23 protein-coding genes are annotated in these 21,984 nt (G+C 69.8%); 10 read left to right on the forward strand and 13 right to left on the reverse strand.

The features are described from left to right. The 6 genes from glf to VJS38_RS11405 all read left to right on the forward strand — a co-directional run bounded on the left by glf (nucleotide 1) and on the right by VJS38_RS11405 (nucleotide 3,663). On the forward strand, nucleotides 1-1,239 hold the full coding sequence (gene glf, locus VJS38_RS11380) for a UDP-galactopyranose mutase (protein ID WP_324088263.1): 1,239 nt from the start codon (nucleotides 1-3) through the stop codon (nucleotides 1,237-1,239). Between the two features lie 93 nt (nucleotides 1,240-1,332). Then, nucleotides 1,333-1,545 carry a hypothetical protein gene (locus VJS38_RS11385; protein WP_324088264.1) on the forward strand — a complete coding sequence of 71 codons (213 nt, stop codon included), beginning with the start codon at nucleotides 1,333-1,335 and terminating at the stop codon, nucleotides 1,543-1,545. A gap of 27 nt (nucleotides 1,546-1,572) precedes the next feature. Beyond that, entirely contained in the window at nucleotides 1,573-1,965 is a 393-nt protein-coding gene (locus VJS38_RS11390; RefSeq protein WP_324088265.1) for a helix-turn-helix transcriptional regulator, read from the forward strand. A 95-nt stretch (nucleotides 1,966-2,060) separates the two neighbouring features. Next, nucleotides 2,061-2,480 carry a hypothetical protein gene (locus tag VJS38_RS11395; protein ID WP_324088266.1) on the forward strand — a complete coding sequence of 140 codons (420 nt, stop codon included), beginning with the start codon at nucleotides 2,061-2,063 and terminating at the stop codon, nucleotides 2,478-2,480. Between the two features lie 135 nt (nucleotides 2,481-2,615). Beyond that, on the forward strand, nucleotides 2,616-2,876 hold the full coding sequence (locus VJS38_RS11400; protein WP_324088267.1) for an SWIB/MDM2 domain-containing protein: 261 nt from the start codon (nucleotides 2,616-2,618) through the stop codon (nucleotides 2,874-2,876). A gap of 235 nt (nucleotides 2,877-3,111) precedes the next feature. Further along, nucleotides 3,112-3,663, forward strand: coding sequence for a DUF882 domain-containing protein (locus VJS38_RS11405; protein ID WP_324088268.1), 552 nt, complete (start codon nucleotides 3,112-3,114; stop codon nucleotides 3,661-3,663). Nucleotides 3,664-3,795: 132 nt separating this feature from the next. Here VJS38_RS11405 and VJS38_RS11410 read toward each other — a convergent pair whose 3' ends face one another. After that, on the reverse strand, nucleotides 3,796-4,170 hold the full coding sequence (locus VJS38_RS11410; protein WP_324088269.1) for a hypothetical protein: 375 nt from the start codon (nucleotides 4,168-4,170) through the stop codon (nucleotides 3,796-3,798). A 12-nt stretch (nucleotides 4,171-4,182) separates the two neighbouring features. After that, a complete protein-coding gene (locus tag VJS38_RS11415) occupies nucleotides 4,183-5,652 on the reverse strand; it encodes a L,D-transpeptidase family protein (RefSeq protein WP_324088270.1) in 1,470 nt (489 codons plus the stop codon). 248 nt (nucleotides 5,653-5,900) lie between these two features. Here VJS38_RS11415 and VJS38_RS11420 point away from each other — a divergent pair, with 248 nt between their 5' ends. From VJS38_RS11420 to VJS38_RS11430, 3 genes are all read left to right on the forward strand, one after another. Then, on the forward strand, nucleotides 5,901-6,491 hold the full coding sequence (locus tag VJS38_RS11420) for a malonic semialdehyde reductase (protein ID WP_324088271.1): 591 nt from the start codon (nucleotides 5,901-5,903) through the stop codon (nucleotides 6,489-6,491). Nucleotides 6,492-6,584: 93 nt separating this feature from the next. After that, nucleotides 6,585-7,109 (forward strand): sigma-70 family RNA polymerase sigma factor, encoded by a 525-nt coding sequence (locus tag VJS38_RS11425; RefSeq protein WP_324088272.1) that lies wholly within the window; start codon nucleotides 6,585-6,587, stop codon nucleotides 7,107-7,109. Continuing rightward, the gene (locus VJS38_RS11430) at nucleotides 7,096-7,854 is read left to right on the forward strand and encodes an anti-sigma factor family protein (protein WP_324088273.1); all 759 of its coding nucleotides are present in this window, start codon (nucleotides 7,096-7,098) and stop codon (nucleotides 7,852-7,854) included. The genes VJS38_RS11425 and VJS38_RS11430 overlap by 14 nt, the downstream gene beginning before the upstream one ends. Before the next feature lie 8 nt (nucleotides 7,855-7,862). Here the strand turns inward: VJS38_RS11430 and VJS38_RS11435 are convergent, their stop codons facing one another. Genes VJS38_RS11435 through VJS38_RS11475 form a run of 9 tightly spaced genes read right to left on the reverse strand, consistent with a single transcriptional unit; the run spans nucleotide 7,863 to nucleotide 16,928 of the window. Beyond that, nucleotides 7,863-8,813 (reverse strand): glycosyltransferase family 2 protein, encoded by a 951-nt coding sequence (locus tag VJS38_RS11435; protein WP_324088274.1) that lies wholly within the window; start codon nucleotides 8,811-8,813, stop codon nucleotides 7,863-7,865. Between the two features lie 30 nt (nucleotides 8,814-8,843). After that, entirely contained in the window at nucleotides 8,844-9,983 is a 1,140-nt protein-coding gene (locus VJS38_RS11440) for a glycosyltransferase family A protein (protein WP_324088275.1), read from the reverse strand. Next, nucleotides 9,980-11,221: an ABC transporter ATP-binding protein gene (locus VJS38_RS11445; protein ID WP_324088276.1), complete on the reverse strand. Its 1,242-nt coding sequence runs from the start codon at nucleotides 11,219-11,221 to the stop codon at nucleotides 9,980-9,982. The genes VJS38_RS11440 and VJS38_RS11445 overlap by 4 nt, the downstream gene beginning before the upstream one ends. Further along, nucleotides 11,221-12,096, reverse strand: coding sequence for an ABC transporter permease (locus VJS38_RS11450; protein ID WP_324088277.1), 876 nt, complete (start codon nucleotides 12,094-12,096; stop codon nucleotides 11,221-11,223). Before VJS38_RS11450 ends, VJS38_RS11445 begins: the two co-directional genes overlap by 1 nt. Next, nucleotides 12,093-13,235, reverse strand: coding sequence for a DegT/DnrJ/EryC1/StrS family aminotransferase (locus VJS38_RS11455; RefSeq protein ID WP_324088278.1), 1,143 nt, complete (start codon nucleotides 13,233-13,235; stop codon nucleotides 12,093-12,095). Before VJS38_RS11455 ends, VJS38_RS11450 begins: the two co-directional genes overlap by 4 nt. Continuing rightward, entirely contained in the window at nucleotides 13,232-14,203 is a 972-nt protein-coding gene (locus VJS38_RS11460) for an NAD-dependent epimerase/dehydratase family protein (protein ID WP_324088279.1), read from the reverse strand. The genes VJS38_RS11455 and VJS38_RS11460 overlap by 4 nt, the downstream gene beginning before the upstream one ends. A 4-nt stretch (nucleotides 14,204-14,207) precedes the next feature. Continuing rightward, complete coding sequence (locus tag VJS38_RS11465; protein WP_324088280.1) at nucleotides 14,208-15,353, reverse strand: DegT/DnrJ/EryC1/StrS family aminotransferase; 1,146 nt, start codon at nucleotides 15,351-15,353, stop codon at nucleotides 14,208-14,210. Beyond that, nucleotides 15,350-16,378, reverse strand: a complete 1,029-nt coding sequence (locus VJS38_RS11470) for a Gfo/Idh/MocA family oxidoreductase (protein WP_324088281.1) — start codon at nucleotides 16,376-16,378, stop codon at nucleotides 15,350-15,352. The genes VJS38_RS11465 and VJS38_RS11470 overlap by 4 nt, the downstream gene beginning before the upstream one ends. Nucleotides 16,379-16,436: 58 nt before the next feature. Then, on the reverse strand, nucleotides 16,437-16,928 hold the full coding sequence (locus VJS38_RS11475) for an acyltransferase (RefSeq protein ID WP_324088282.1): 492 nt from the start codon (nucleotides 16,926-16,928) through the stop codon (nucleotides 16,437-16,439). A 106-nt stretch (nucleotides 16,929-17,034) separates the two neighbouring features. On the opposite strand from VJS38_RS11475, the gene VJS38_RS11480 reads away from it, so the two are divergent. Continuing rightward, nucleotides 17,035-18,192 carry an acyltransferase gene (locus VJS38_RS11480; protein ID WP_324088283.1) on the forward strand — a complete coding sequence of 386 codons (1,158 nt, stop codon included), beginning with the start codon at nucleotides 17,035-17,037 and terminating at the stop codon, nucleotides 18,190-18,192. 27 nt (nucleotides 18,193-18,219) lie between these two features. Here VJS38_RS11480 and VJS38_RS11485 read toward each other — a convergent pair whose 3' ends face one another. Both VJS38_RS11485 and VJS38_RS11490 read right to left on the reverse strand, forming a co-directional pair. Then, nucleotides 18,220-18,642, reverse strand: coding sequence for an SRPBCC family protein (locus tag VJS38_RS11485; RefSeq protein WP_324088284.1), 423 nt, complete (start codon nucleotides 18,640-18,642; stop codon nucleotides 18,220-18,222). A 104-nt stretch (nucleotides 18,643-18,746) separates the two neighbouring features. Then, nucleotides 18,747-21,983, reverse strand: a complete 3,237-nt coding sequence (locus tag VJS38_RS11490; protein ID WP_324088285.1) for a CusA/CzcA family heavy metal efflux RND transporter — start codon at nucleotides 21,981-21,983, stop codon at nucleotides 18,747-18,749. Between the last annotated feature and the right edge of the window lies 1 nt (nucleotide 21,984).

The following is a 21,984-nucleotide window of genomic DNA, read 5'->3' on the forward strand; positions in this document are numbered from 1 at the left end:
ATCCCGGCGCGGACCAGGCTGGCCGGGGCCGGTCCCGCGAGCGGAGTCGCCGGCCCGGCGGTGCGCCCGGCGTCGCGCAACAAGCCGTTCGACTATCTGATCGTGGGGGCCGGCTTCGCGGGCTCGGTGCTGGCGGAGCGACTTGCGAGCCAGCTCGGCAAGCGGGTGCTGGTGATCGACCGGCGCCTGCACATCGGCGGCAACGCCTACGACGAGAAGGACGCGGCGGGCGTGCTGATGCACCGCTACGGGCCGCATATCTTTCACACAAATTCCGACGAGGTGGCCGGCTATCTGTCGCAGTTCACGCGCTGGCGGCCTTACGAGCATCGGGTGCTGGCGGCGCTGAAGAGCGGCCTGCACGTGCCGATCCCGATCAACCGCACGACGCTCAACACCCTCTACGGCCTCGAGCTGGCCGGCGACGACGACGCCCGGGCCTGGCTCGCCAGCCGCGCCGAGCCGGTGGAGCGGATCAGAAGCTCCGAGGACGTGGTCGTGTCGGCCGTCGGTCGCGAGCTCTACGAGACCTTCTTCCGCGGCTACAGCCGCAAGCAGTGGGGCATGGACCCCACCGAGCTCGACAAGTCGGTCACCGCGCGCGTGCCCACGCGGACCAACACCGACGACCGCTACTTCACCGACAAGTTCCAGAACATGCCGGCGGACGGCTATACGCGGATGTTCGAGAACATGCTCGACCAGAATGGCGTCCAGCTGGAGCTTGGCGTCGACTTCGATGACGCTCGCGAGGAGAAGGTCTACGACCGGCTGATCTTCACCGGCCCCGTCGACGAATATTTCGACTACCGCTACGGCAAGCTGCCCTACCGCAGCCTGAAGTTTCGCCACCAGACCCTGGACCAGGAGTGGTTCCAGCCGGTCGGCACGGTCAACTACCCCGACGAGGCCACGCCGCACACCCGGATCAGCGAATACAAGCACATGACCGGTCAGTCGGCGCGCAGGACGACCATCACCCACGAATATCCGAGCGCCGAGGGCGACCCCTACTATCCGGTGCCGCGTCCCGAGAACCAGGCGCTCTACAAGCGCTACGAGGCGCTGGCGCTCGAGACGCCCAATGTCCACTTCGTCGGCCGGCTGGCGACCTATCGCTACTACAACATGGACCAGGTGGTCGGGCAGGCGCTGGCGACGTTCCGACGCATCGCCGAGCGGGAGGGGCGCGCCGCCATCTCCGCCCAGAGCGCGGGCCGGGCGATCGCCGCCAACTGAACCGGCGCATTCGCCTGCGGCCGACGCGCGCCGGTTGTTCCGCAACCGGACCAGTGATATGCGGCCGACCGAGCTTCGCGGCGAGCGGGTCCGATGAGCGATTCCGACACTTCGCGCGCGAGGGAAGCCGCCGAGGACCTCGTCGACCTCCTGAGCGCCTACGAAATGGAGTTGAGCGCGCTGGAGCAGGAGGCTCCCGGCGTGGCGCCCCTGCGCGAGGCGGTTGGCCTGGCGCTTGCACGTGTGACGTTCTGGATCTCAGATCGGGACGCCGAGGATGGCTCGGCCTCCGAGACGAGGCATTAGAGCAGAACGTCAGGACAGGACGACACCATGACTCGCAATCCGGAGGCGCTCGCCGATCCGATCGACGTGGCCGTGGGCGCGCGCATCCGCCTGCTGCGCAAGCTGCGGGGCCTGTCGCAGCAGGCCCTGGCGGAGGCCGCAGGCGTGACCTTCCAGCAAATCCAGAAATATGAGCGCGGCGCCAACCGGGTGAGCGCCTCGATGCTCTCGCGCATCGCCGGCGCCCTCGATACGCCGGTGGCCGAGATGTTCGGCGAGACCAGCTCGGCCAGCGGGGCGATCGACGAGGTCGCTGCGCTGCTCGCCGAGCCGGGCGCCCTGGAGCTGCTGCGCGCCTACACGATTCTGCCGCGAGGCCCCGCGCGGGCCGCCCTGGTCGACTTCGTCCGGGCGCTGAACGCGCCGACCGTCGAGGCCTGACGGCAGCGCCGCAAGGAACCTCGCTCTTTTCGGAGGGTTGCTCCCCTAAGGGCGCCCGGCGTCGCCGGCGCGAAAAAATCACGGGAGAAACCCTTATGGCCACGACGCCGCGAGACGGCCGCACCCACGCTGACGCCCACCACCGGCCCGCCGCGCGAGAGCGCAGCCTGGGCGAGCACATTTTCATCTGGATCGCCTGGGCGCTGGCCGCCGCCTTCTGGGGCGCGACCCTGACGACGATGGTGGAGATCTTCCGGACGGCCGCTCAGCCAGGGCCCGCTGTCGCCGCCGCGCCCGGCGCGCCTGGCGGTTCGGCCTATCTGGTCTTCGTGATCGTGGCCTTCCTGGTGATGGCGGTGGCCCTGGCCTGGGCCGAGATCCGCGCGGCGAGCGGCTCCGGCGGCCGCGGCGAGCGCGCGACCGCGGCGCTCTACAACTCCATCGAACGTCAGGGCGGAGAGGAATTGACCGCTCATGCGTCCGACCGACGGCGCGCGGACCGCGAAAACCGCTGATTCCGCCCGTTCCGAGGGGAAAAGCTCTCTCGTCGCTGTGGCGTGCCGCGCAGGAGGCGCCTAGGATGTCCCAGCGACTCAGCCCTGCTTGCAACTTGAAGGGGCGGACGCCTCATTTCCAGCTGGGGGAACACCATGGCCGACACCAAGAAGACCAACGCCCTGCAAAAGCCGCTCACCCCGTCGTCGGAACTCGCCGCCGTCGTCGGTTCGGCGCAGCTTTCGCGCGGTGAAGTGGTCTCGAAGATCTGGGACTACATCAAGAAGAACAACCTCCAGAACCCGGAGAACAAGCGCGAGATCGTCGCGGACGCGAAGCTGAAGCCCGTGTTCGGCGGCAAGGACCGCGTCTCCATGTTCGAGATGAACAAGCATCTCGCGCAGCACCTGAAGTAGGGTTCGCGCGTCCGTTCGGGCGCACTCGCAGACCGCGGATATGAAACCCCGCAGGCCGCCGGCCTCGCGGGGTTTCTTATGGCCCGCATCTTGCAGCGATTGGTCGCACCGGCGCGCGGCCGAGCGTGGCCAGACGTCGCAGTGACCATTTGATTAGGTTGACCTTAAGCGTTTCAGGCCAAATCTTTGCCGCGGCCTGGGGCCTAGTCAGTCAGAGTCGGGGTTGCAGCTGCCGATGCGGACCAATCTGGGACGGCGTGGAGTGTTGGCGGGCGCGTGCGCCCTGATGGCGAGCGTCGCCGCCCCGGCGGTCGTGTGTGCGCAAGGTCTTCCCGGCGTCAGGCGCGCGGTGCTGTACAACCTGCATACCGGCGACAGCTTCAACGAGGTGTTCTACGCCAATGGCCAGTACATGCCCGACGCCCTGGCCGAGGCCATGCGCGTGCTGAGGGACTGGCGCAACGGCGAGGAACACCCGATGGATCCGCGCCTGTTCGACGCGCTCCATGAGATCAGCGCGCGGCTCGACACCGGCAAGGCCTTCCAGGTGATCTCCGGCTACCGCTCGCCCAGCACCAACGCGATGCTCCACGCCCGCAGTTCGGGCGTCGCCGAGCATAGCCAGCACATGCTGGGCAAGGCTTGCGACGTGCGCGTCGAAGGCGTCTCGCTGCGCGACCTGCGCAACGCCGCGCTGGATGTCGGCGCCGGCGGCGTCGGCTTCTATCCCGTCTCGAACTTCGTGCACGTCGACGTGGCCCGCGTCCGCCAGTGGACGGGGGTCTAGAGCGTTCGGCGGTTCGAACGAACCGCCAATGCTCATAAGTCTTTGAAGTAAGACCATTCGCTACGCCGAACCGGCATCCACTTCGGCTGCGAATGGTCTAGCCTAGCGATCAGGCGTCGGGGTTCTTCGCGCTCAGTTCGCCTGCGGCTGACTGTCGCCGGCGGCCGCCGAGGCGGTCTTTGACACCGGCGAGACGGGAGCGGCCGCCGGACCCGCCTCGGCCGGGCTTTGGTCGGCCCCGTCGCGGGTGGTCATGCCGACGGCCGCGGCGTCCTCCTGGACCTGCAGATCGGGGGCGAGCTTCTTCACGGCGACGGGCTGCGGCGGCTGCACCGGCGCCGGCAGCGGCGTGGGAGCAGGCGCCATCGGCGCGGTGGTGGTGATCTGCACCGCCGCGGCGTTGCCCTCGGTGGGCGTGACGCGCTGGCCGCGACCGATCAGCAGGCCGACAAGCAGCGCAAGCACCAGCGCGCCGACCAGCAGCAAGGTGCGGCTCAGTTTGTTCATCGCGAAGCCTCCTCAGGCCTTGGGCGCGTCCAGCACCCCGATTCGCTGCAGCAGCAGCCGGTCCCAATTATAAGGGTCCGACCGGAAATTCATCGAGCCGTCCGGCGAGGCGAAGGCGGTCCAGTAGAAGATGAATACCGGGATCTGGTCTGTGAGGCGTACGCGCAAAGTGTCGCCCTTGTCGATCGCCGCGGCGATCGCGTCCGGCGTCCACTTCGGGTCTGTGGCCAGCAGGGCCTCGGCCAGCGCCTTGGGCTTCTCCAGCCGCACGCAGCCGTGGCTCGCCTGGCGGCCGTAGCGGTTGAAGGTGCTCTGGGTCGGGGTGTCGTGCAGATAGACGCCGTAGGGGTTGTCGAAGTCGAACTTGTAGTGGCCCAGCGCGCTCTTCGACGGCTTCTGCTGCAGCCGCACGCCGCCTTCGGTCTTGATCACCACGAAGCCGTTTCGCGCGAGGTAGCCGGGACTCTTCTTCTCCTTCGGCCACAACTCCTTGGTGGCGATGGTGGTCGGCACGTTCCACGGCGGATTGAGCACCACCGAGTGGATCTTGGAAAACAGCATAGGAGTCTCGTCGCCGGGCTTGCCGGAGACGGCTTTCATCGACAGCACCGGCCGGTCGTCCTGGAACAGGGTGACGATGGCCGCGCCGGAGTTCACCTGCACGCGGGTGGAGGGCATGGTCGGCGGCAGCCAGCGCCAGCGCTCGAGGTTGGCGATGATCTGCAGCACGCGCTGTCCGACGGGCTGGTTGAGCGCGGCGAGGGTCTCGGCGGTGACCAGGGCGTCCGGCTTCAGGCCGAGGCGACGCTGGGCGCGGGCGATCGCCTGCTGCAGGTCGGCGTCGACGACCGCCGGTCCGGCGGCGTCGACGGCCGGATCCTCGGCCGCCAGCCGCGCGCGCAGCGCCGCCGCCCGTGGACCCTTTTCGCCGAGACCGAAGTCGGGGCCTGCGGGAATGGGCTTCCAGCCGCCCTTGGCGGCGATCTCCCGGTAGGCGCCGAGCCCGCGGCGCAGGGCGGCGTAGCCGGAGTAGGGCGGCGGCAGGCTGTCCAGCCAGGCGCCGAGCCGGTCGCTGGCGACCGCCGCGGCCATGTCGGGCCGCGGGTCGTAGGGCGGCGGGCGCACGCCCCACTCGTTGAGGAAGTCGCCGTTCGCCAGGCGCCCGACGTGCACCATGCGGGCATAGCGCAGCAGGGCCTCCGTCACCCGGTCGGAGCCGTCCTCCACGCCGAAGTGCTGCTTGGGCAGGCCGTGGGTGTCGGCGGCGTTCAGGATCCGCACCGCCAGCGCCAGCTGGGAGGCGCTGAGCGGCGGGATCGGAACCGGCGGCGGAGGTGGGGGCGCCGGGGCGATCGGCGGCAGCAGCGGCGCCGTCTGAGCGAGCGCGGAACGGGCGAAGACGGAGCCGGCGGCGGCGAGGGCGGAAACAGCGGTCAGCAGCGCCCGGCGGTGAACGGTCGGGCGGGCGGCAGGGGAGGACATCGGAAGCTTCACGCCCAAACAACGCGGCCAAAATGAGTCCGCGTGCTTGAGATATGGCATTCGCCCACAGCTCTTCCAGCGTCCCGCGGCGGAACTGTGCAACTGTGGCCGAATGGCCGCGGGCGGTTGAAACGCCGACGCGTTGGCCGCAAGGACGCGGCAGGCTTTTTCCCGCCTCCGGGCCCGCTTGCGGGGCGCGTGCGAAAGGCCTAGGTGCGTGTGATCCTTCGCACCCCGAGGCTTTCGCCATGCGCCAGAGATTCTCCGACGCCGAGCTTGACCAGCTGTTTCGCACGGCGCGCACGCGCAACGCCTGGAAGCCGGAGCCCGTGCCACAGAGCCTGCTGCGCGAGCTCTACGACCTGGCGAAATGGGGGCCGACCTCGGCGAACCTCTCGCCGGGGCGCTTCGTCTTCCTGACGACGGAAGCGGCCAAGCAGCGGATCGGGCCCTACCTGTCGGCCAACAACCGTGCGAAGTCGATGGCGGCGCCGGTGGTGGCGATCGTCGCCTACGACCTGGCCTTCGCCGAGCACGCGCCGCACCTGTTCCCGCACAATCCCGGCGTCGGCGCCTGGTTCGCCGATCCGGCGACGGCTCAGGAGACGGCGTTCCGCAACGGCAGCCTGCAGGGCGCCTATCTGATGCTGGCCGCCCGGGCGCTAGGCCTCGACTGCGGGCCGATGTCCGGCTTCGACGCCAAGGGCGTGGACGCGGAGTTCTTCGCCGGCACGACCTGGAGGTCGAACTTCGTCTGCAACCTGGGCTACGGATCCGACGAGAACCTGTTCGAGCGCCTGCCCAGGCTCCCGTTCGAAGAGGCGTGCAAGGTCCTCTGAGGCCACGGCCGCCAGGCCCATCGAACCGCGATCTTGGGCGGACAGGTCACTGGCGGGGGGAATAAGATCGCCCCGCCGAAGGTCTGATGATCGATGGACGATCACCGTCAGAGGTTCGAGGCGCTGGCGCTGCCGCACCTGGATGCGGCCTACAACCTTGCCCGCTGGCTGACGCGCTCGCCCGTGGAGGCCGACGACGTGGTGCAGGACGCCATGCTGCGTGCGTTTCGCGCTTTCGACGGCTTTCGCGGCGACAGCGTCCGGCCCTGGCTGCTGGCGATCGTGCGCAACTGCTGGCGCACGCGGGCCGCCGACGTCCGCCGCCGCGGCCACACGGCCCTCCCGTCGGACGAGGAGTGGCCAATCGCCTGCGACGGCCCCGATCCGGAAGCCGAGGCCGCGCGCGCCAGCGACCGGCGGCGCTTGGACGCGGTGATCGCCGCCCTGCCGGAGGACTTCCGTGAGGTGCTGATCCTGCGCGAGATGGAGGACATGAGCTACCGAGAGATCGCCGAGACGACGGGGGCGCCGATCGGCACCGTGATGTCGAGGCTGGCCCGGGCCCGGGCGATGCTGAAGGACCAATGGCTGGCGGAGGCGCGCGATGTCGTGCCCTGACCGCCTCCGCACCCAAGCCTTCATCGACGGCGAGGTCCCCGAGGCCGAGGCGGCGGCGGTCGAGCGTCACATCGACGCTTGCGCGGACTGCCAGGCCTTCGTCGAGGACGCCGCCGAGGCGAGCGATGCGATCCGCACCAGGGCGAGCCGGTACGCGGCCCCGCCTGAGCTGCGCCGGCGTGTGAGCGCCATGCTCGACGCCGAAGCGACCAGGCCGCGGGATCTCGGCGAGGCGCGGGCCCGGCGCAGTTTCTGGCGCGGGGCGTTCAGCGGCGCTGGGATCACCGGCCTCGCCGCCAGCCTCGCCATCCTGGCCGTCCAACCGCCGTCGCCCGCCACCCTCGTCGACCAGGTGACGACGGCCCACACCCGCGCGCTGATCGACGGTCGGACCATCGCCGTGGCCTCCAGCGACCACCACACGGTCAAGCCCTGGTTCGCCGGTAAGATCGATCTGTCGCCGCCGGTCCGCGACTTCGCCGCCCAAGGGTTCAAGCTGACGGGCGGCCGGCTCGACAAGGTCGGCCGTACGCCCGCGGCGGTGCTGGTCTATCAGCACGGCCGCCACGAGGTGGCGCTGTTCGTCTGGAGCGACCGCGGCGCAAGCCTGCCGGGCGAGGGCGTGCGCCACGGCTACCACGCGATGTTCTGGAGGTCGGGCGACCTGGACTTCGCCGCCGTCTCCGACACCGCGCCTGGGGAACTCGCCAATTTCGTGCAGCTGGTCCGCGCGGGACCGGAATAGCTTATCCGTCAGGCCACCCGGGCCGGCGTCTTGACCAGCTCGACATCGACCGGCTCGCGCCACGGCGACGCCCGGCGGGCCTTGGCCAGCAGGAAGAGGCAGGCGCCGACGATGTTGTACGCAATGATCGGCGCATGCGACATGCCGAGTTCGGGAGCGAACGGGGGGCCGCCGAACATCTCCTTCATGGCGTTGCGCAGGGTCCAATAGCGCGTGCGCCACAGCCACGGGGCGCTGAAGGTATGCTTCATGGCGAGCGCGCCGTTGCCGATGCAATAGTTGTGATGAACGCGTCCGACCTGCTGGGCGGTGCGTCGGCCGTGGTGGTGGTAGACGGTCATGTCGGGCACGTACTCGACGCGGAAGCCGGCGAGACTGGCGCGGAGCATGTAGTCGGTGTCCTCCGCCGATTTCAGCGGGGCGCCGGCGCCGAACCGCTCGTCGAACAGGCCCACCTTGGCGAGCACCACGCGCGGCATCGCCATGTTGCAGCCGAGGATGAAGCCGCCGGGATCGGCGCGGTCGGCCAGCCGCTCCATGTAGGGCGAGGTCTTGATGGTCAGCGGCGCGTCGGCCGGATCACCGAGGACCACGCGCCCGCCGCGGAACACCGGCTGGTCGTCGGCCGCGAAACGGGCCGTCAGCTCGCGGAAATAGTTCGGCGAGACCACGCAGTCGTCGTCGAGGAAAACGATCAGGTCGCCGCGGACCTCGCGCAGGCCGCGGTTGCGGGCGGCGGCCAGGCCGCGGCCGGGCTGCTGCACCAGCAGGTGGACCGGAAAGTCGACGCAGGCGGCGAAGCGCTTGACGGTGACGCCGGTGGCGTCCTTCGAACCGTCATCGACGACCACCAACTCCAGGTCCATGCCCGCGACCGGCTTGGCCGCGGCCACGGACGCCAGCAGCGCCTCGAGCCGGGCGCATCGATCGCGTGTGCACACAATGACGCTGGCTTTCACCGCAAACTCCCCCGCGTGCGCGTGAATCCACTAGGCATGGGTTGAGGAGGCCAGTTCCGCGTCTCGCGTACCTGAGCTTTTGATAATCGGCGAGGTGTCTGCTGCGGCACATTCGGGCTCCGGTTGCCAGCCCCACAGTTGACCCGGCTTCAGTTCGATCCCGGGCACCAGCTGGTCGGCGTCGACGGGGGGCGCCGGGCGTCCCGCCAGCCGCCGCATCTGCTTGATCGCGCCTGCCCCTAACGCCCGCTTGGCCGAAGCGCTCCAGAAACCAGGCGCCGAATGCGGCGAAGGGTCGGTCGCCGCGGCGAAGCGCAGATAGACGTCGCCGAGCGCCTGTTCTCCCGCTTCAAAGGCGAGGCCGGCGCGCCAGAAGGCCCGGTCCGCCTCGATCCGCCGCATCGTCTGCAGGATCTGCGGAAACTCCGGCACGCGTGAACCCACCGCCGCGAGAGCCTCTTCCGCCGCCTTGAGCCGTTGCTCGGCGTCGCGCGTGGCCTGGGCGAAGTAGAGACCGCTCATGTTCGAGCCATGCACTCGGTAATAGCCCTGGGCCGCCTGGATCACGCCGACCTTGGCGTAGGCCGCAATCCGCAGCCACATTTCCATATCGCTGGCATGCGGCGTCGCCGGGTTGTAGCCGCCGACGCGCTTCTGCAACTCGGTGCGGACCACGGCGGTGGGCGTCGGCACGTCGTTGGTGTGGTGGCAGATGTGCTCGATCAGCCACGGCCCGTCCACGATCGCGTGCCGCACCGGCCCGGGCGCGGCGGGAACCGCGGGCGGCGGATCGTCGTCGAACACCACCGCCGGGCCGAAGACGAATCCGGCCTCGGGATGGCGCTCGAGGACGTCGGCGGCACGCGCCAGAGCGCCCGGGGTCAGCGCGTCGTCGGCTGAGATCAGCAGGGCATAGGGCGCCTGGGCCCACTCCAGCAGGCCGCGGTTGGCGGTGCCGATCAGGCCCAGGTTGACCTCGTTGCGAACGACGGCGACCCGGCTGTCCTGCGCGGCCAAGGCCGCGGCCGCCTGGGGCGTGTCGTCGGTCGAGCAGTCGTCGACGATCAGCACCCGGACCTCGACCCCGGTCTGGCCGAGGATGCTCGACACGCAGGTCCCCAGGTAGTGGGCATAGTTGTAGCAGGGGACCACAACGTCGACCGCGGTCATGCGCGCGCCCTTTCGTCGTTGACGGCGGCGACGGCGTGGTGGCGCCAGTCCGCCGGGTCGTGGAAGACCCCGAAACCGACCCGCTCGTAGATCGGATGGCGCACGTGGAAACGCCCGGCGACCTGCGCCTGCAGGATCTCGTCGAAGCGGTTCTCCCGCACCAGGATGGTGATCCAGTAGTTGTCGGCGGTCAGCCGCAGCGGCGGCGTGGTCATCTCCAGCACGCCGTAGCCCTCGACGCCCGGCAGATCGACGTCGTCGGCCATGGTGGAAAAGTTGCAGCAGACCACGTTGTCGGCGCGGGTCACGCAGACCATGAAGTTCGGCCGCCGGATCGAACGCCGGGCGTGGTAGGCGATCCGCACCTTCATCCGCTCTTCGAAGTCGTACATGCCGCGCGGCGCGCCGTCGGCGGACAGAAGCTCGACGTTGGTGAATTCGATCGCCGCCTCGCCGCCCTGGTTGAACCAGGCCGGCGCCTGCAGGTGCTGGTCGTCCTCGTAGAGCTTGAGGCCCTGGTCGGTGGCGCCGTCGAAGGCCACCGCGCCCTTGCGCAGGTAGATCACCCGCTCGCACAGGCTCTTGATGGAGAACATGTTGTGCGACACGAAGAGGGTCGTCGCGCCGCGGCCCTCCAGCGAGCGGGCGAACTCCATGCACTTGTTCTGGAAGCTGAAGTCGCCGACCGCCAGCACCTCGTCCAGCAGCAGGATGTCCGGGTCGAGGTGGGCGGCGACGGCGAACGCCAGCCGCACGTACATGCCGCTGGAGTAGCGCTTCACCGGCGTGTCGATGAAGCTCTCGATCTCGGCGAAGGCGACGATCGCGTCGAACTTTTCGGCGACCTCGGCCTGGGTCATGCCGAGGATCGAGCCGTAGAGGAAGACGTTCTCGCGACCGGTGAGCTCCTGGTGGAAGCCGGTGCCGACCTCCAGCAGCGCCCCCAGCCGGCCGGCGACCGTCGCGTGGCCTTCCGTCGGGGTGACGATCTGCGACAGCACCTTCAAGAGCGTCGACTTGCCGGCTCCGTTCAGGCCGATGATCCCGACGTTCTCGCCGCGCCGGATCTCGAAACTGGCGTCCCGGAGCGCCCAGAACTCCCGCGGCGCGCCGTGGCGCTGGCCGAGCCTCCTCAGCGCGCCGTCGAGGGCGTCCCGCAGGGAGTTGCTTCGACCTGTCCGCGCGCCCAATCGGTAGCGCTTGCCCAGCCCCACGGCCTTGATCGCGATGTCGTTCATCAGATCAGGTCCGCGAAGGAGCGTTCCATGCGCTTGAAGAAGACGAGGCCGCCGAACAGCAGAACGCAGATGATCACGGCGCCGATGGCCATGGCGCCCAGGTCGGGCTGGCCCTGGCCGAGCACCGCCCAGCGGAAGCCCTCGATCACGCCGACCATCGGGTTCAGCGCGTAGAGCGGCTTCCACCGGTCGGGGATCATGCTGAAGGCGTAGACGACCGGGGAGGCGTACATCCAGATCTGCAGCAGGAAGGGCAGGGTGTGCTTGACATCCCGGAAGCGGACGTTCACCGGCCCGAACCACAGCGACACCGCCAGGCCCATCAGACCCGCGATCAGGCTCAGCGGAACCACCGCGAGCAGCCGCCAGGTCGGGGTCACGCCGTAGATCAGCATCGCGACCAGCAGCACCCCGAAGCCGATCGCCAGGTCCACCAGCGGGGCGATCGCCGCGGAGAGCGGCAGGAGGATCCGCGGGAAGTAGACCTTGCGGATCAGCTCCGCCTCGGTGACCAGGCCCAGGCCCCCGCGCCGCACGCACTCGGCGAAGTAATTCCACGGCAGGACCGCGGCGAAGGCGAAGACGGGATAGGGCGCCCCGCCCGTCGGGAACTTGGCGATGCGCCCGAAGATGAAGGTGAAGATGGCGATCGCGAACACCGGCTGGATCACCGCCCAGGCGGCGCCCAGCGCGGCCTGGCGGTAGAGCACCATCACGTCGCGCTTCACCAGCGTCGCCAGCAGGTCGCGGTAGCGCCAGACCGCCTCGAGCTCGAGGTCGAACAGGCCCCGTTCCGGGCGGATCTGCGTGACCCGCTCGCTGGTGCGCGGCGGCATGGCGCGGCCGCCGCCGGACTCGGCGCCGGCGAGGTTCATGACGCCACCGCCGCCGCGAGCGCGGCCGTGACCCGGGCGAGCTCCGCCTCGGCCATCTGCGGGTAGAGCGGAAGGATGATGCAGTTGTCCTGGGCGGCCTCCGACTCCGGCAGCGGGAAGCGCCGCTCGGCTTCAATGTAAGGTCTTTCGCGGTGCGCGCACATCACGCCGCGCCGGGTGGCGACGCCTGCGTCGAGCATGGCCTGCATGACGGTGCGCTGGTCGCGGCCCTCGGGCAGCCGCACGCAGTAGCTCTGCCAGTTGCTGCGGGCGTAGCCCGGCTCCTCGGGCAGGCGAAGGCCCGGCACGGTGTTCGACAGCACCGCGCGGTAACGGTCGGCCAGGGCGCGCCGGGCGCCGATGATCTGCGGCAGGCGCTTCAGCTGTTCGCGCCCGACGGCCGCCTGGATGTCGGTCATCCGGTAGTTGAAGCCGATCACCGGATGGCTCTCGAAGATCACCTGCGGCGAGGCGTGGCGCACCGTGTCGGGGACGCTCATGCCGTGCTGGCGCAAGAGGCGGAACCGGGCGTCCCAGTCGGCGTGGCGCGTCGTCAACATGCCGCCGTCGCCGGTGCTCATGACCTTGCGCGGGTGGAACGAGAAGCAGGCGACGTCGCCGTGCGGAGCGCCGATCCGCTCCCAGCGGCCGTCCCAGAGGAGCTCGCTGCCGCTGGCGCAGGCGGCGTCCTCGATCAGCGGCACGCCGCGGCGGCGACCGATCTCGACCAGGGCCGCCAGATCGCAGGGCATGCCCAGCTGATGGACGGCCAGGATCGCCCGCGTCCGCGGGGTGATCGCGGCCTCGACCAGGGCCGGGTCGATGTTGAACGTGCCCGGCTCCACGTCGACGAACACCGGCTTCGCGCCGCAGTAGGTCACCACATTGGCGGTGGCGATGTAGGAGTGGCTGACCGTCACCACCTCGTCCCCGGCGCCGACGCCGGCGGTCAGCAGGGCCAGGTGCAGGGCGGTCGTGCAGTTGGAGACCGCGCACGCATAGGGCGCGCCGACGAAGGCGGCGAACTCCTGTTCGAAGGCGGCGACCTCCGGCCCCTGCGTGACCCAGCCGCTCAGGATGACGCGGCGCGCGGCGTCGGCCTCGCGCTCGTCCATCACCGGGCGGGTGATCGGGATCATCGGATCACCCCGCGGTTGTCGCGCCACCAGTCGACCAGCCGATGCAGTCCTTCCTCCAGGTCGACGCTGGCGCGGAAGCCCAGCAACTGCTCGGCCTTGGCGGTGTCGGCGAGCCGGCGCCGCACCGGATTGACGTTGCGCTCGGGGCCGTACTCGGGCTGCAGCTTGGAGTTCATCACCCGCAGCAGGGTCGCGGCGAGCTCGTTCAGGTTGGTCTCCACGCCGCTCGCGACATTGAACGCCTCGTCGCTGACGTCGGAGGCCAGCGCCAGGACGTTCGCCCGCGCGATGTCCTCGACATAGACGAAGTCCATGCTGGTCAGGCCGTCGCCGAGGATCAGCGGCGGCTCGCCCGCGGCGATGCGGTCCATCCAGCGGATCAGGACCTCGGTGTACTTGCCATGCAGGTCCATCCGCGGGCCATAGACGTTGAAGTAGCGCAGGACGACGTAGGGCAGGCCGTACATGTCGTTGAACGACCTGAGCAGGCCCTCCAGCATCACCTTGCTCGCGCCGTACCAGGTGCGGTTGTTGTAGGGGTGGTGGTCCTCCCGCGTCGGGAAGACGTCGGCGAGGCCGTAGACCGAGGCCGAGGAGGCGGTGACGACCTTCTTCACGCCGCAGGCCTGGGCGGCCTCGAGCACGTTGTAGCTGCCGTCGCACATCACCTCGAGGGCTTCGCGCGGCTCGGCGGCGCAGGCGGTGATCCGCAAGGTGGCCATGTGGATCACCGCATCCATGCCCTCGGTCACCCGGTGCGTGGCGGCGACGTCGCGGATGTCGCCCTCGACCAGCCTGACCCGAGGGTCCTTCAGCGCCGCCTGGACATTGTGCAGCGTGCCGCGCACCAGGTTGTCGAAGATGACGATCTCCTTCGGCGCGTGCTCGCGCAGCAGGAGGTCGATGGTGGTGGAGCCGATGAGCCCGCACCCGCCGGTGACGAGGATTCGGGAGCCCGCAATGTCCATGGCGTCAGGCCCTCTGCGGCGTGGCGGGGGAAGCGTGGCCGTTGCGACTCAGGTCCGCCGTGATTTCGCCAAGCGCGTCGGCGACCTGGGCCTGCGCTTCGCTGGTAAGCTCGGGATACATCGGCAAGGAAAGCTCCTGGGCGGCGGCGAGTTCCGCGTGGGGGAAGGCGCCGGCCGCGTAGCCGAGGTCGGCGTAGGCGGGCAGCAGGTGGATCGGGAAGGGGTAATGCACCCCGGTGTGGATCCCCCGCGCCGCCAGCGCGGCCTGCACCTGGGCGCGGGCGTCGGTGCGGATGGCGTAAACGTGATAGACGTGGCGTCCGTCGCTGCGTTCGAGGGGGGGCGTGATCGGGCCGCCGGCGAACAGCTCGGCGTAGCGGCGGGCCGCCTGGCGCCGCGCCTCCGTCCAGGCCTCCAGCCGCTTGAGCTTGACCCGCAGCACCGCCGCCTGCAGGGCCTCGAGCCGATAGTTGTAGCCCTTCAGGACGTGGTGGTACTTCGTCTCGGCGCCCCAGTCGCGGTACATGCGTAAGGATCGGGCCAGGTCCGGGTCGTCGGTCACCACCATCCCGCCTTCGCCATAGGCCCCGAGGTTCTTGCCGGGGTAGAAGCTGAAGCAGCCCATCTCGCCCATGGCGCCGGCTCGGGCGCCGCGATATTCCGCGCCGTGCGCCTGGCAGGCGTCCTCGATCACCGCCAGCCCACGGCGCCGGGCGATCTCCAGGATCGGCGCCATGTCGGCGGTCTGGCCGTAGAGGTGGATGGGGATGACGGCCTTCGTCCGCGGCGTGATCGCCGCTTCCAGGCGCGCCGGATCGAGCGTGTAGAGCTCCGGGTCGATGTCGACGAACACCGTCCGCGCGCCGGCGTAGTGGATGGCCGCCACGGTCGCCACGAAGGTGAAGGGCGAGGTGATCACCTCGTCGCCAGGGCCGATCCCTGCGGCCAGCAGCGACAGATGCAGGGCGCTGGTCCCGGTGTTGACGCCGATCCCGTAGCGGCGGCCGCAGAAGGCCGCGAACTCGTTCTCGAAGGCCTCGACCTCCGGGCCAAGGGTGAACTGGCACGAGTCCAGCACCCGGTGGACGGCTTCGTCCACCTCGGCCTTGATCGACTGATACTGCGCGCGCAGGTCCACGAAGGGGATCACGCGTGCACCTCGACGGGCTCGATCCGCACCGCGCGGCCGCGGCCGCGCATGGAGAGGGTCGCCGCCTCGATGATCTCGACGATCCTCAGGCCCGCCTCGCCGGACGTCAGCGTAGGTCGTCGGCTGGTCGCGCACTCGACGAAGTGCTGGGCCGCGAAGCTCAGCGCCTCGCCGCCGTCGAGCTTCGGGGCGCACATGTCGCCGGTGCGGTAGCCGACCCGCATCTGGTGGATCTGGGTCGGGTCGGTGGCGAAGCTGACGCCGGTGTCGTAGACCTTGACCTTCTCGCTGGGCTGCAGGTCGTCGTAGACGATCATCTTCTTGCTGCCGCCCACCAGCACCTGGCGGACCTTCACCGGCGCCAGCCAGTTGACGCCGATGTGCGCGATGGCCCCGGAGTCGTAATAGAGCGTGATATGGGCGAGGTTCTCCGGCGTGCCCGGATAATGGCTCGTGCCGCTCGCGGTCACCGAAGCCGGCGCTTCGTCCAGCAGGTAGTCGAGGATCGCGAAGTCGTGGACCGCCAGGTCCGAGATGACGTTCACGTCGTGCTGGAAGAGGCCCAGATTCACGCGCGTGGCGTCGTAGTAGAGCATCTGGCCGAGATCGCCGCCGGCGATGATCTCGCGCATCTTCCTGACCGCGCCGGTGTAGACGAAGGTGTGGTCGACGTGCAGCAGCCGCCCGCGGCGCTCGGCCTCGTCGACCAGACGGCGGGCCTGGTCGGCGGTCTCGGTCATCGGCTTCTCGAGCCAGACGTCCTTGCCATGCCGCAGGGCCTGCATCGCCAGCGAATAGTGGGTCCGGACCGGGGTGGCGATCACCACGGCGTCGATGTCGGGCGCGGCCAGCACCTCCTCGATGTCGGTCGTGGCGTGGAGGGTGGGATAGCGCCGCTTGACGAGGGCGATCTTCGCCGGATCCAGATCTGCGACCGCCGTCACCTGGCAGCCGTCCAACTCCGAAAAGTTCCGAACCAGGTTCGGGCCCCAGTAGCCATAACCGATTACGCCGATATTCAGCATCTATGCTCTGTCCGCGACCGACCTGCCGCCCCTCGGCAAGGTCCGATCCCTTAATCGCTCAAGGTGGCGAATGGTTTCGCTGTTCGAGCATGCGAACGACGCGGGCTGGCGATCCGGCCACAACCGCATAGGGCGGAACATCGCGCGTGACGACGGCGCCTGCGCCCACCAGCGCGCCCTCGCCGACGGTGAGGCCCGAGAGGATGGTGGCGTTGGATCCGATCGAGGCGCGCCGGCAGATCCGCGTCGGCTCGACGGTCCAGTCCTCTTCGCCCTGGGGGGAGCCGTCCGGGTTGGTCGCCCGCGGCATGCGGTCGTTGACGAACATCACTCCGTGGCCGACGAACACCTCGTCCTCGATGACCACGCCTTCGCAGATGAAGCTGTGGGACGAGATCTTGCAGCGCGCGCCGACCGTCGCGTTCTTCTGGATCTCTACGAAGGCGCCCACGCGCGAGCCGTCGCCGATGATGCATCCGTAGAGGTTGACGAGTTCGGGGTGATGGATCCGGACGTCGCCGTCGAGGATGACGCTGTCGGCGATGGGCATGGGTGAAAGCTCCGGTCTGATCGCGCTGGCTACACCGAAGCGGAACAATTCAGCGCGTCAAACGATCATTCCCCCAGGCGCAAACAAGGTGCTGCAGGCGATGACGTTGACCGAAGCGGCACGGCCGCGCACCGCCAGCCGAAAGCCGCCTGCGCCGTCGCCGGCGCGCATCGCGGGGTTCGACGGCCTGCGGGCGCTGGCCTTCCTGGCCGTCTTCGCCAATCACAAGCTCACCGTTCCACAGCGCGACGCGCTCGGGTCCGTGGGCGTCTGGACCTTCTTCGTCCTGAGCGGCTTTCTGATCACCCGCATCCTGGCGCAGTCGCGCGCGCAGGTGGAGGCCAGGGGCGCGCCGGTCGGTCCGGCGCTGAGGCGCTTCTACCTACGGCGTACGGCCCGCATCTTTCCCGTCTATTACGCCCTGCTCAGCGGGGCGCTGATCCTGTCGGCGTTCATCTATGTGGACGACTTCTGGGCGCGGGAAAAGTTCGCCTACATCTTCTACGTCACCAACTTCCTGGTCGGCGCGCGCGACGGCTGGATCGGCGACTTCGGCCATCTCTGGAGCCTGGCCGTCGAGGAGCAGTACTACCTGCTGTTCGCGCCGTTGGTCCTGATGCTGCCGCGCGGGCGCACGGCGGCGGTCTGCCTGGCCATGGTCGGAGCCGCGGTGGTCGTCGACCTTGCCCTGCACGCCATGCGCGCGCCGCCATTGACGATCTACGTCAATTCGCTGGTCAACTTCGGCATGCTGGGCTTCGGCGGCCTGGTCGGGCTCTCGGCCGGGCGGCGGTCGCCGGGATGGACGACCTGCGGCGCGGCTCAGGCCGCCGTCCTCGCCGTCCTGGCGGCCGCGCCGCTGGCCTTCGGCGCCGAGGTCGCGCCGTGGAGGACCTACGGCCCGCTGATCTCCCTGGCGTCCGGCCTCCTGCTGTTCCAGGTCTTCAACCGCCAGGACTCGTGGCTGGTCGCCGTGCTCGAGGCTGCGCCGCTGCGGCTGACCGGGCGCGTCAGCTACGCCGCCTACCTGTTCCACCCGTTCATCCACTTCTCGACCCTGAACCGCTTGCTCGGCCTGGCCGGCGTCACGCTGGCGGCTCCGCGGCCGGTGCAGATCCTGGTGGAGCTGGCGGCGACCCTGCTGCTGTGCGCGCTCTCCTGGCGGCTGCTGGAGGCCCCGGTCATGCGCTGGGCCCGCCGCGTGAGCGGCCCGGCCGCGGCCCAGTCACGCACCTTGACCTCCGACGCGCCGCGGGCCGCCTGAAGCGGCCTCACACGACCTACGTCCGGATCAGATGTGGCCGTGGGTGACCAGGTTCGCCAGCCGGTGGAGGTTCTCCTGCGCCTGCTGCTTGCGGGCCCAGGTCGAGACCGGGCGCGGCCCGTGCTCGTCGTCGCGCACGTGCATGGTGGCGATGCTGCCGCCGGCGGTCGGGACCACCTGGTAGACGATCGTGCCGCGGCGGGCGGAATCGACGACCTCGAGCTCCAGCCGGCGATCGGGCTCGAACGAGCGCACCTCGGTGACGAACGCCGCCGGCCAGCCGTGCACGCCGGCGCTGTGCTGAATGCGGGATCCGACGTTCAACGGGCCGGGCGTCAGCTGCTCGGCGGCGCCGTGCGCCATCCATTCGGCCTCGCGCGCCGGATCGAACATCACCCGTGCGACCTGTTCCGGCGCGGCGTGGATCGTCTGCTCGATGTAGAAGTCCATGATGGGCGGCTCCTCGTTTGCGTGTCACGCCGACAAGGTCGAGCTCCCGGGCCCGTCCTGCCTTGACAGCGCTCAAGCCGAGCGCCCGGTTCCTTGCGCCGGCCTCATTCGGCGGGCGCGACGACGGGCGCCTCGTCCGGGCGCGTTCGCCCTTTCAGGCTCCATCCCAGGACCACGCGCGAGATCGCCGGCAGCACCAGCAGCGTCAGCAGCGTCGCGGTGACGAGGCCGCCGATGACGACGGTGGCCAGCGGGCGCTGGACCTCCGCGCCGGGCCCCTGGGCGATCGCCATGGGGACGAAGCCGATGGCCGGCACCAGACCGGTCATCAGCACCGGCCGTACGCGCTCGGACATGCCCTCGACGATCGCGCACGTGAGCTCGACGCCCGCTTCGAGCCGTTCGCGGATGCTGGTCATCACCACCAGCCCGTTCAGCACGGTCACCCCCGAGAGGCAGATGAAGCCGACCGCCGCCGAAACGGAGAAGGCGATGCCGGTGAGCGCCAGGGCGAAGACCCCGCCGGCGAGGCCCAGGGGCACGGCGGTGAACACCGCGAGCGCGCGCCGGAAGCCGCCGAGCGCGAGATGGAGCAGCGCGAAGATGGCCGCGAAGCAGAGCGGCACGACGAGCGCCAGGCGTTGTGAGGCGGCCTTGAGGTTCTGGAACTGTCCGCCCCATTCCAGATAGCTCCCCGGCGGCAGCGGAACCGCCTCCACCGCGCGGCGGGCCTCGGCGACGAACGAGCCGAGGTCGCGGCCGCGCACATTGGCCTGGACGACCACCCGACGCTTGCCGTTCTCGCGGCTCACCTGGTTCAGCCCCTCGGTGAGGCGGAAGCGGGCGACGGCGCTCAAGGGAACCGACCTGCGGGGACGGCCCGCGTCGTCCGGCAGCATCACCGGCAGGGCGCCGATGGCGGCGAGGTCGGCGCGCACCGCCGCCGGAACCCGAACCACCACGTCGAAGCGCCGGTCGCCCTCGAAGACCAGCCCGGCCTCGCGCCCGCCCATCGCCGCCGCAACGGTGTCGGCCACGTCCTCGACGGTCAGGCCGAGCCGGGCGATGGCGTCGCGGTCGAAGGCGACGTCGAGGATCGGCGCGCCGCCGGTCTGCTCGACCTTCACGTCCGCCGCCCCCATGCGCCGCAGGGCCGCAGCGATCTTCGCGCCGGTCGCGCTCATCGCCTCCAGGTCGTCGCCGTAGAGCTTCACCGCCACGTCGCCCCGGACGCCGGCGATCAGCTCGTTGAAGCGAAGCTGGATGGGCTGGTTGAACTCGAAGCTGTTGCCGAGCTGCGGCTTGAGGCGCGCTTCGATCTTTTCCAGCAGCTCCGCCTTGGAGAGCGACGGATCCGGCCACTTTTTGCGCGGCTTGACCAGGATGAAGGTGTCGGACGCGTTCGGCGGCATGGGGTCGCTGGCGACCTCGGCCGTACCGGTCTTGGAGAAGACCTCGCGCACCTCCGGCACGGTGGCCAGCACGCGCTCCACCTGCGACTGCATCGCCTGGGACTGCTCCAGCGAGACCGAGGGGACGCGCCGGCCTTCGGTGGCGATATCCCCCTCGTCCAGCGTGGGGATGAACTCCCGGCCGAGCTGGCTGAAGGTCAGGGCCGCAGCCGCGAAGACCGCGACGCCGACAGCGATGAACGGCCCGGGTCGCGCCACCGATCGCGCCAGCCAGGGCGCGTAGGCCTGCTTGAAGCGGGCGATCAGCCAGACCTCCTTCTCGGCGACCCGGCCACGGACGAGCAGCGCCAGCAGGGCCGGCACGAAGGTCAGCGACAGGATCAGCGCCGCGGCCAGCGCCAGCATCAGGGTGATCGCCATCGGCGCAAAGGTCTTGCCCTCGACGCCGGTGAAGGTGAGCAGCGGGGCGAAGACCAGGAAGATGATCGCCTGGCCGAAGACCGTCGGCCGGATCATCTCGCGGCCGGCCTGGATGGTCACCGCCAGCCGCTCGGGCAGGGTGAGCAGCCGGCCCTCGCGGTGCTGGCGCTCGGCCAGGCGCCTCAGGCCGTTCTCGATGATGATCACCGCGCCGTCGACGATCAGGCCGAAGTCGAGAGCGCCCAGGCTCATCAAATTGCCCGAGACTTTGAGGCCGTTCATGCCGATCGCCATCATCAGGAACGACAGCGGGATCACCAGGACCGCGATCAGCGCCGCCCGGGCGTTGCCGAGCAACAGGAAGAGCGCTGCCGCGGTCAGCAGCGCGCCTTCGGTCAGGTTGCGCTCCACCGTGCCGATGGTCGCGTTCACCAGCCTGGAGCGGTCGAGCATCGGCGTCGCCGTCACCGCCGGCGGCAGCGAGCGCTCGACGCTTTTCAGCCGTTCGCCGACGGCCCGGGCCACGGCGCGGCTGTTTTCGCCCAGGCGCATCAGGGCGGTGCCGATCACCACTTCGTGGCCGTTGCGGCTCGCCGAGCCGGTGCGCAGGTCCCCGCCCAGCCGGACGCTGGCCACGTCGCGCACGGCCACTGGACGGCCGCCGCGAACCGCCACGACCGCCTGGGCGATTTCGTCGAGGCTGCGGACCCGGGCGTCGGCGCGCACGAGGTAGGCCTCGCCGCCGCGGTTGTAGAAGTTGGCGCCGACCGCGAGGTTGGCCGCTTCCAGCGCCTTGGCCAGTTCCGAATAGGAGACGCCTACGGCCGCGAGCCGGGCCGGGTCGGGTTCGACCACGTACTGTTTCTCGTAGCCGCCGATGGTGTCGAGCCCGGCCACGCCGGCGACGCTGCGCAGCTGCGGGGTGATGATCCAGTCCTGCACGGTCCGCAGGTAGGCCGCGCGCGCGACCGCATCGGTCAGCCGCTCGCCCTCCGGGGTCAGGTAGGCGCCGTCCGACTGCCAGCCGGGTCGGCCGTCGCGCACTTCTGCGCCGGCCTTGCCGGGCGGGACGAAGTCGATGGCGTACATGAAGACCTCGCCCAGCCCGGTCGTGACCGGTCCGAGCTGCGGCTGCACGCCGGCCGGCAGGCTCTCACGCGCCTGGGCCAGGCGTTCGCTCACCTGCTGGCGCATGAAGTAGAGGTCGGCGCTGTCCTTGAACACCGCCGTCACCTGGGAGAAGCCGTTGCGCGACAGCGAACGGGTGCTCTCCAGGCCGGGCAGGCCGGCCAGCGCCGTTTCGATCGGGAAAGTGACCCGCTTCTCCATCTCCGCCGGCGAGAGGCCGGGCTCGACGGTGTTGATCTGCACCTGCTTGTTGGTGATGTCCGGCACGGCGTCGATCGGCAGGCGCGTGAGCTGCCAGGCGCCGAAGCCGGCGATGAGCAGCACGAGGGCGACGACCGCCCAGCGGGCGCGGACGGAAAGCTCGATCAGTCCAGCAATCATG

Source organism: Phenylobacterium sp., assembly GCF_035276905.1.
GTDB lineage: Bacteria > Pseudomonadota > Alphaproteobacteria > Caulobacterales > Caulobacteraceae > Phenylobacterium.

What these genes read in the sequence shown, in the direction of transcription:
- VJS38_RS11450 (WP_324088277.1), bottom strand. Translation starts at nt 12,096, where the DNA reads ATGAACCTCGCCGGCGCCGAGTCCGGCGGCGGCCGCGCCATGCCGCCG.
- VJS38_RS11430 (WP_324088273.1), top strand. Translation starts at nt 7,096, where the DNA reads ATGTCGTGCCCTGACCGCCTCCGCACCCAAGCCTTCATCGACGGCGAG.
- VJS38_RS11410 (WP_324088269.1), bottom strand. Translation starts at nt 4,170, where the DNA reads ATGAACAAACTGAGCCGCACCTTGCTGCTGGTCGGCGCGCTGGTGCTT.
- VJS38_RS11490 (WP_324088285.1), bottom strand. Translation starts at nt 21,983, where the DNA reads ATGATTGCTGGACTGATCGAGCTTTCCGTCCGCGCCCGCTGGGCGGTC.
- VJS38_RS11390 (WP_324088265.1), top strand. Translation starts at nt 1,573, where the DNA reads ATGACTCGCAATCCGGAGGCGCTCGCCGATCCGATCGACGTGGCCGTG.
- VJS38_RS11405 (WP_324088268.1), top strand. Translation starts at nt 3,112, where the DNA reads ATGCGGACCAATCTGGGACGGCGTGGAGTGTTGGCGGGCGCGTGCGCC.
- VJS38_RS11440 (WP_324088275.1), bottom strand. Translation starts at nt 9,983, where the DNA reads ATGACCGCGGTCGACGTTGTGGTCCCCTGCTACAACTATGCCCACTAC.
- VJS38_RS11400 (WP_324088267.1), top strand. Translation starts at nt 2,616, where the DNA reads ATGGCCGACACCAAGAAGACCAACGCCCTGCAAAAGCCGCTCACCCCG.
- VJS38_RS11445 (WP_324088276.1), bottom strand. Translation starts at nt 11,221, where the DNA reads ATGAACGACATCGCGATCAAGGCCGTGGGGCTGGGCAAGCGCTACCGA.
- VJS38_RS11470 (WP_324088281.1), bottom strand. Translation starts at nt 16,378, where the DNA reads ATGCTGAATATCGGCGTAATCGGTTATGGCTACTGGGGCCCGAACCTG.
- VJS38_RS11395 (WP_324088266.1), top strand. Translation starts at nt 2,061, where the DNA reads ATGGCCACGACGCCGCGAGACGGCCGCACCCACGCTGACGCCCACCAC.
- VJS38_RS11485 (WP_324088284.1), bottom strand. Translation starts at nt 18,642, where the DNA reads ATGGACTTCTACATCGAGCAGACGATCCACGCCGCGCCGGAACAGGTC.
- VJS38_RS11460 (WP_324088279.1), bottom strand. Translation starts at nt 14,203, where the DNA reads ATGGACATTGCGGGCTCCCGAATCCTCGTCACCGGCGGGTGCGGGCTC.
- VJS38_RS11425 (WP_324088272.1), top strand. Translation starts at nt 6,585, where the DNA reads ATGGACGATCACCGTCAGAGGTTCGAGGCGCTGGCGCTGCCGCACCTG.
- VJS38_RS11385 (WP_324088264.1), top strand. Translation starts at nt 1,333, where the DNA reads ATGAGCGATTCCGACACTTCGCGCGCGAGGGAAGCCGCCGAGGACCTC.
- VJS38_RS11475 (WP_324088282.1), bottom strand. Translation starts at nt 16,928, where the DNA reads ATGCCCATCGCCGACAGCGTCATCCTCGACGGCGACGTCCGGATCCAT.
- VJS38_RS11420 (WP_324088271.1), top strand. Translation starts at nt 5,901, where the DNA reads ATGCGCCAGAGATTCTCCGACGCCGAGCTTGACCAGCTGTTTCGCACG.
- VJS38_RS11415 (WP_324088270.1), bottom strand. Translation starts at nt 5,652, where the DNA reads ATGTCCTCCCCTGCCGCCCGCCCGACCGTTCACCGCCGGGCGCTGCTG.
- VJS38_RS11455 (WP_324088278.1), bottom strand. Translation starts at nt 13,235, where the DNA reads ATGATCCCGATCACCCGCCCGGTGATGGACGAGCGCGAGGCCGACGCC.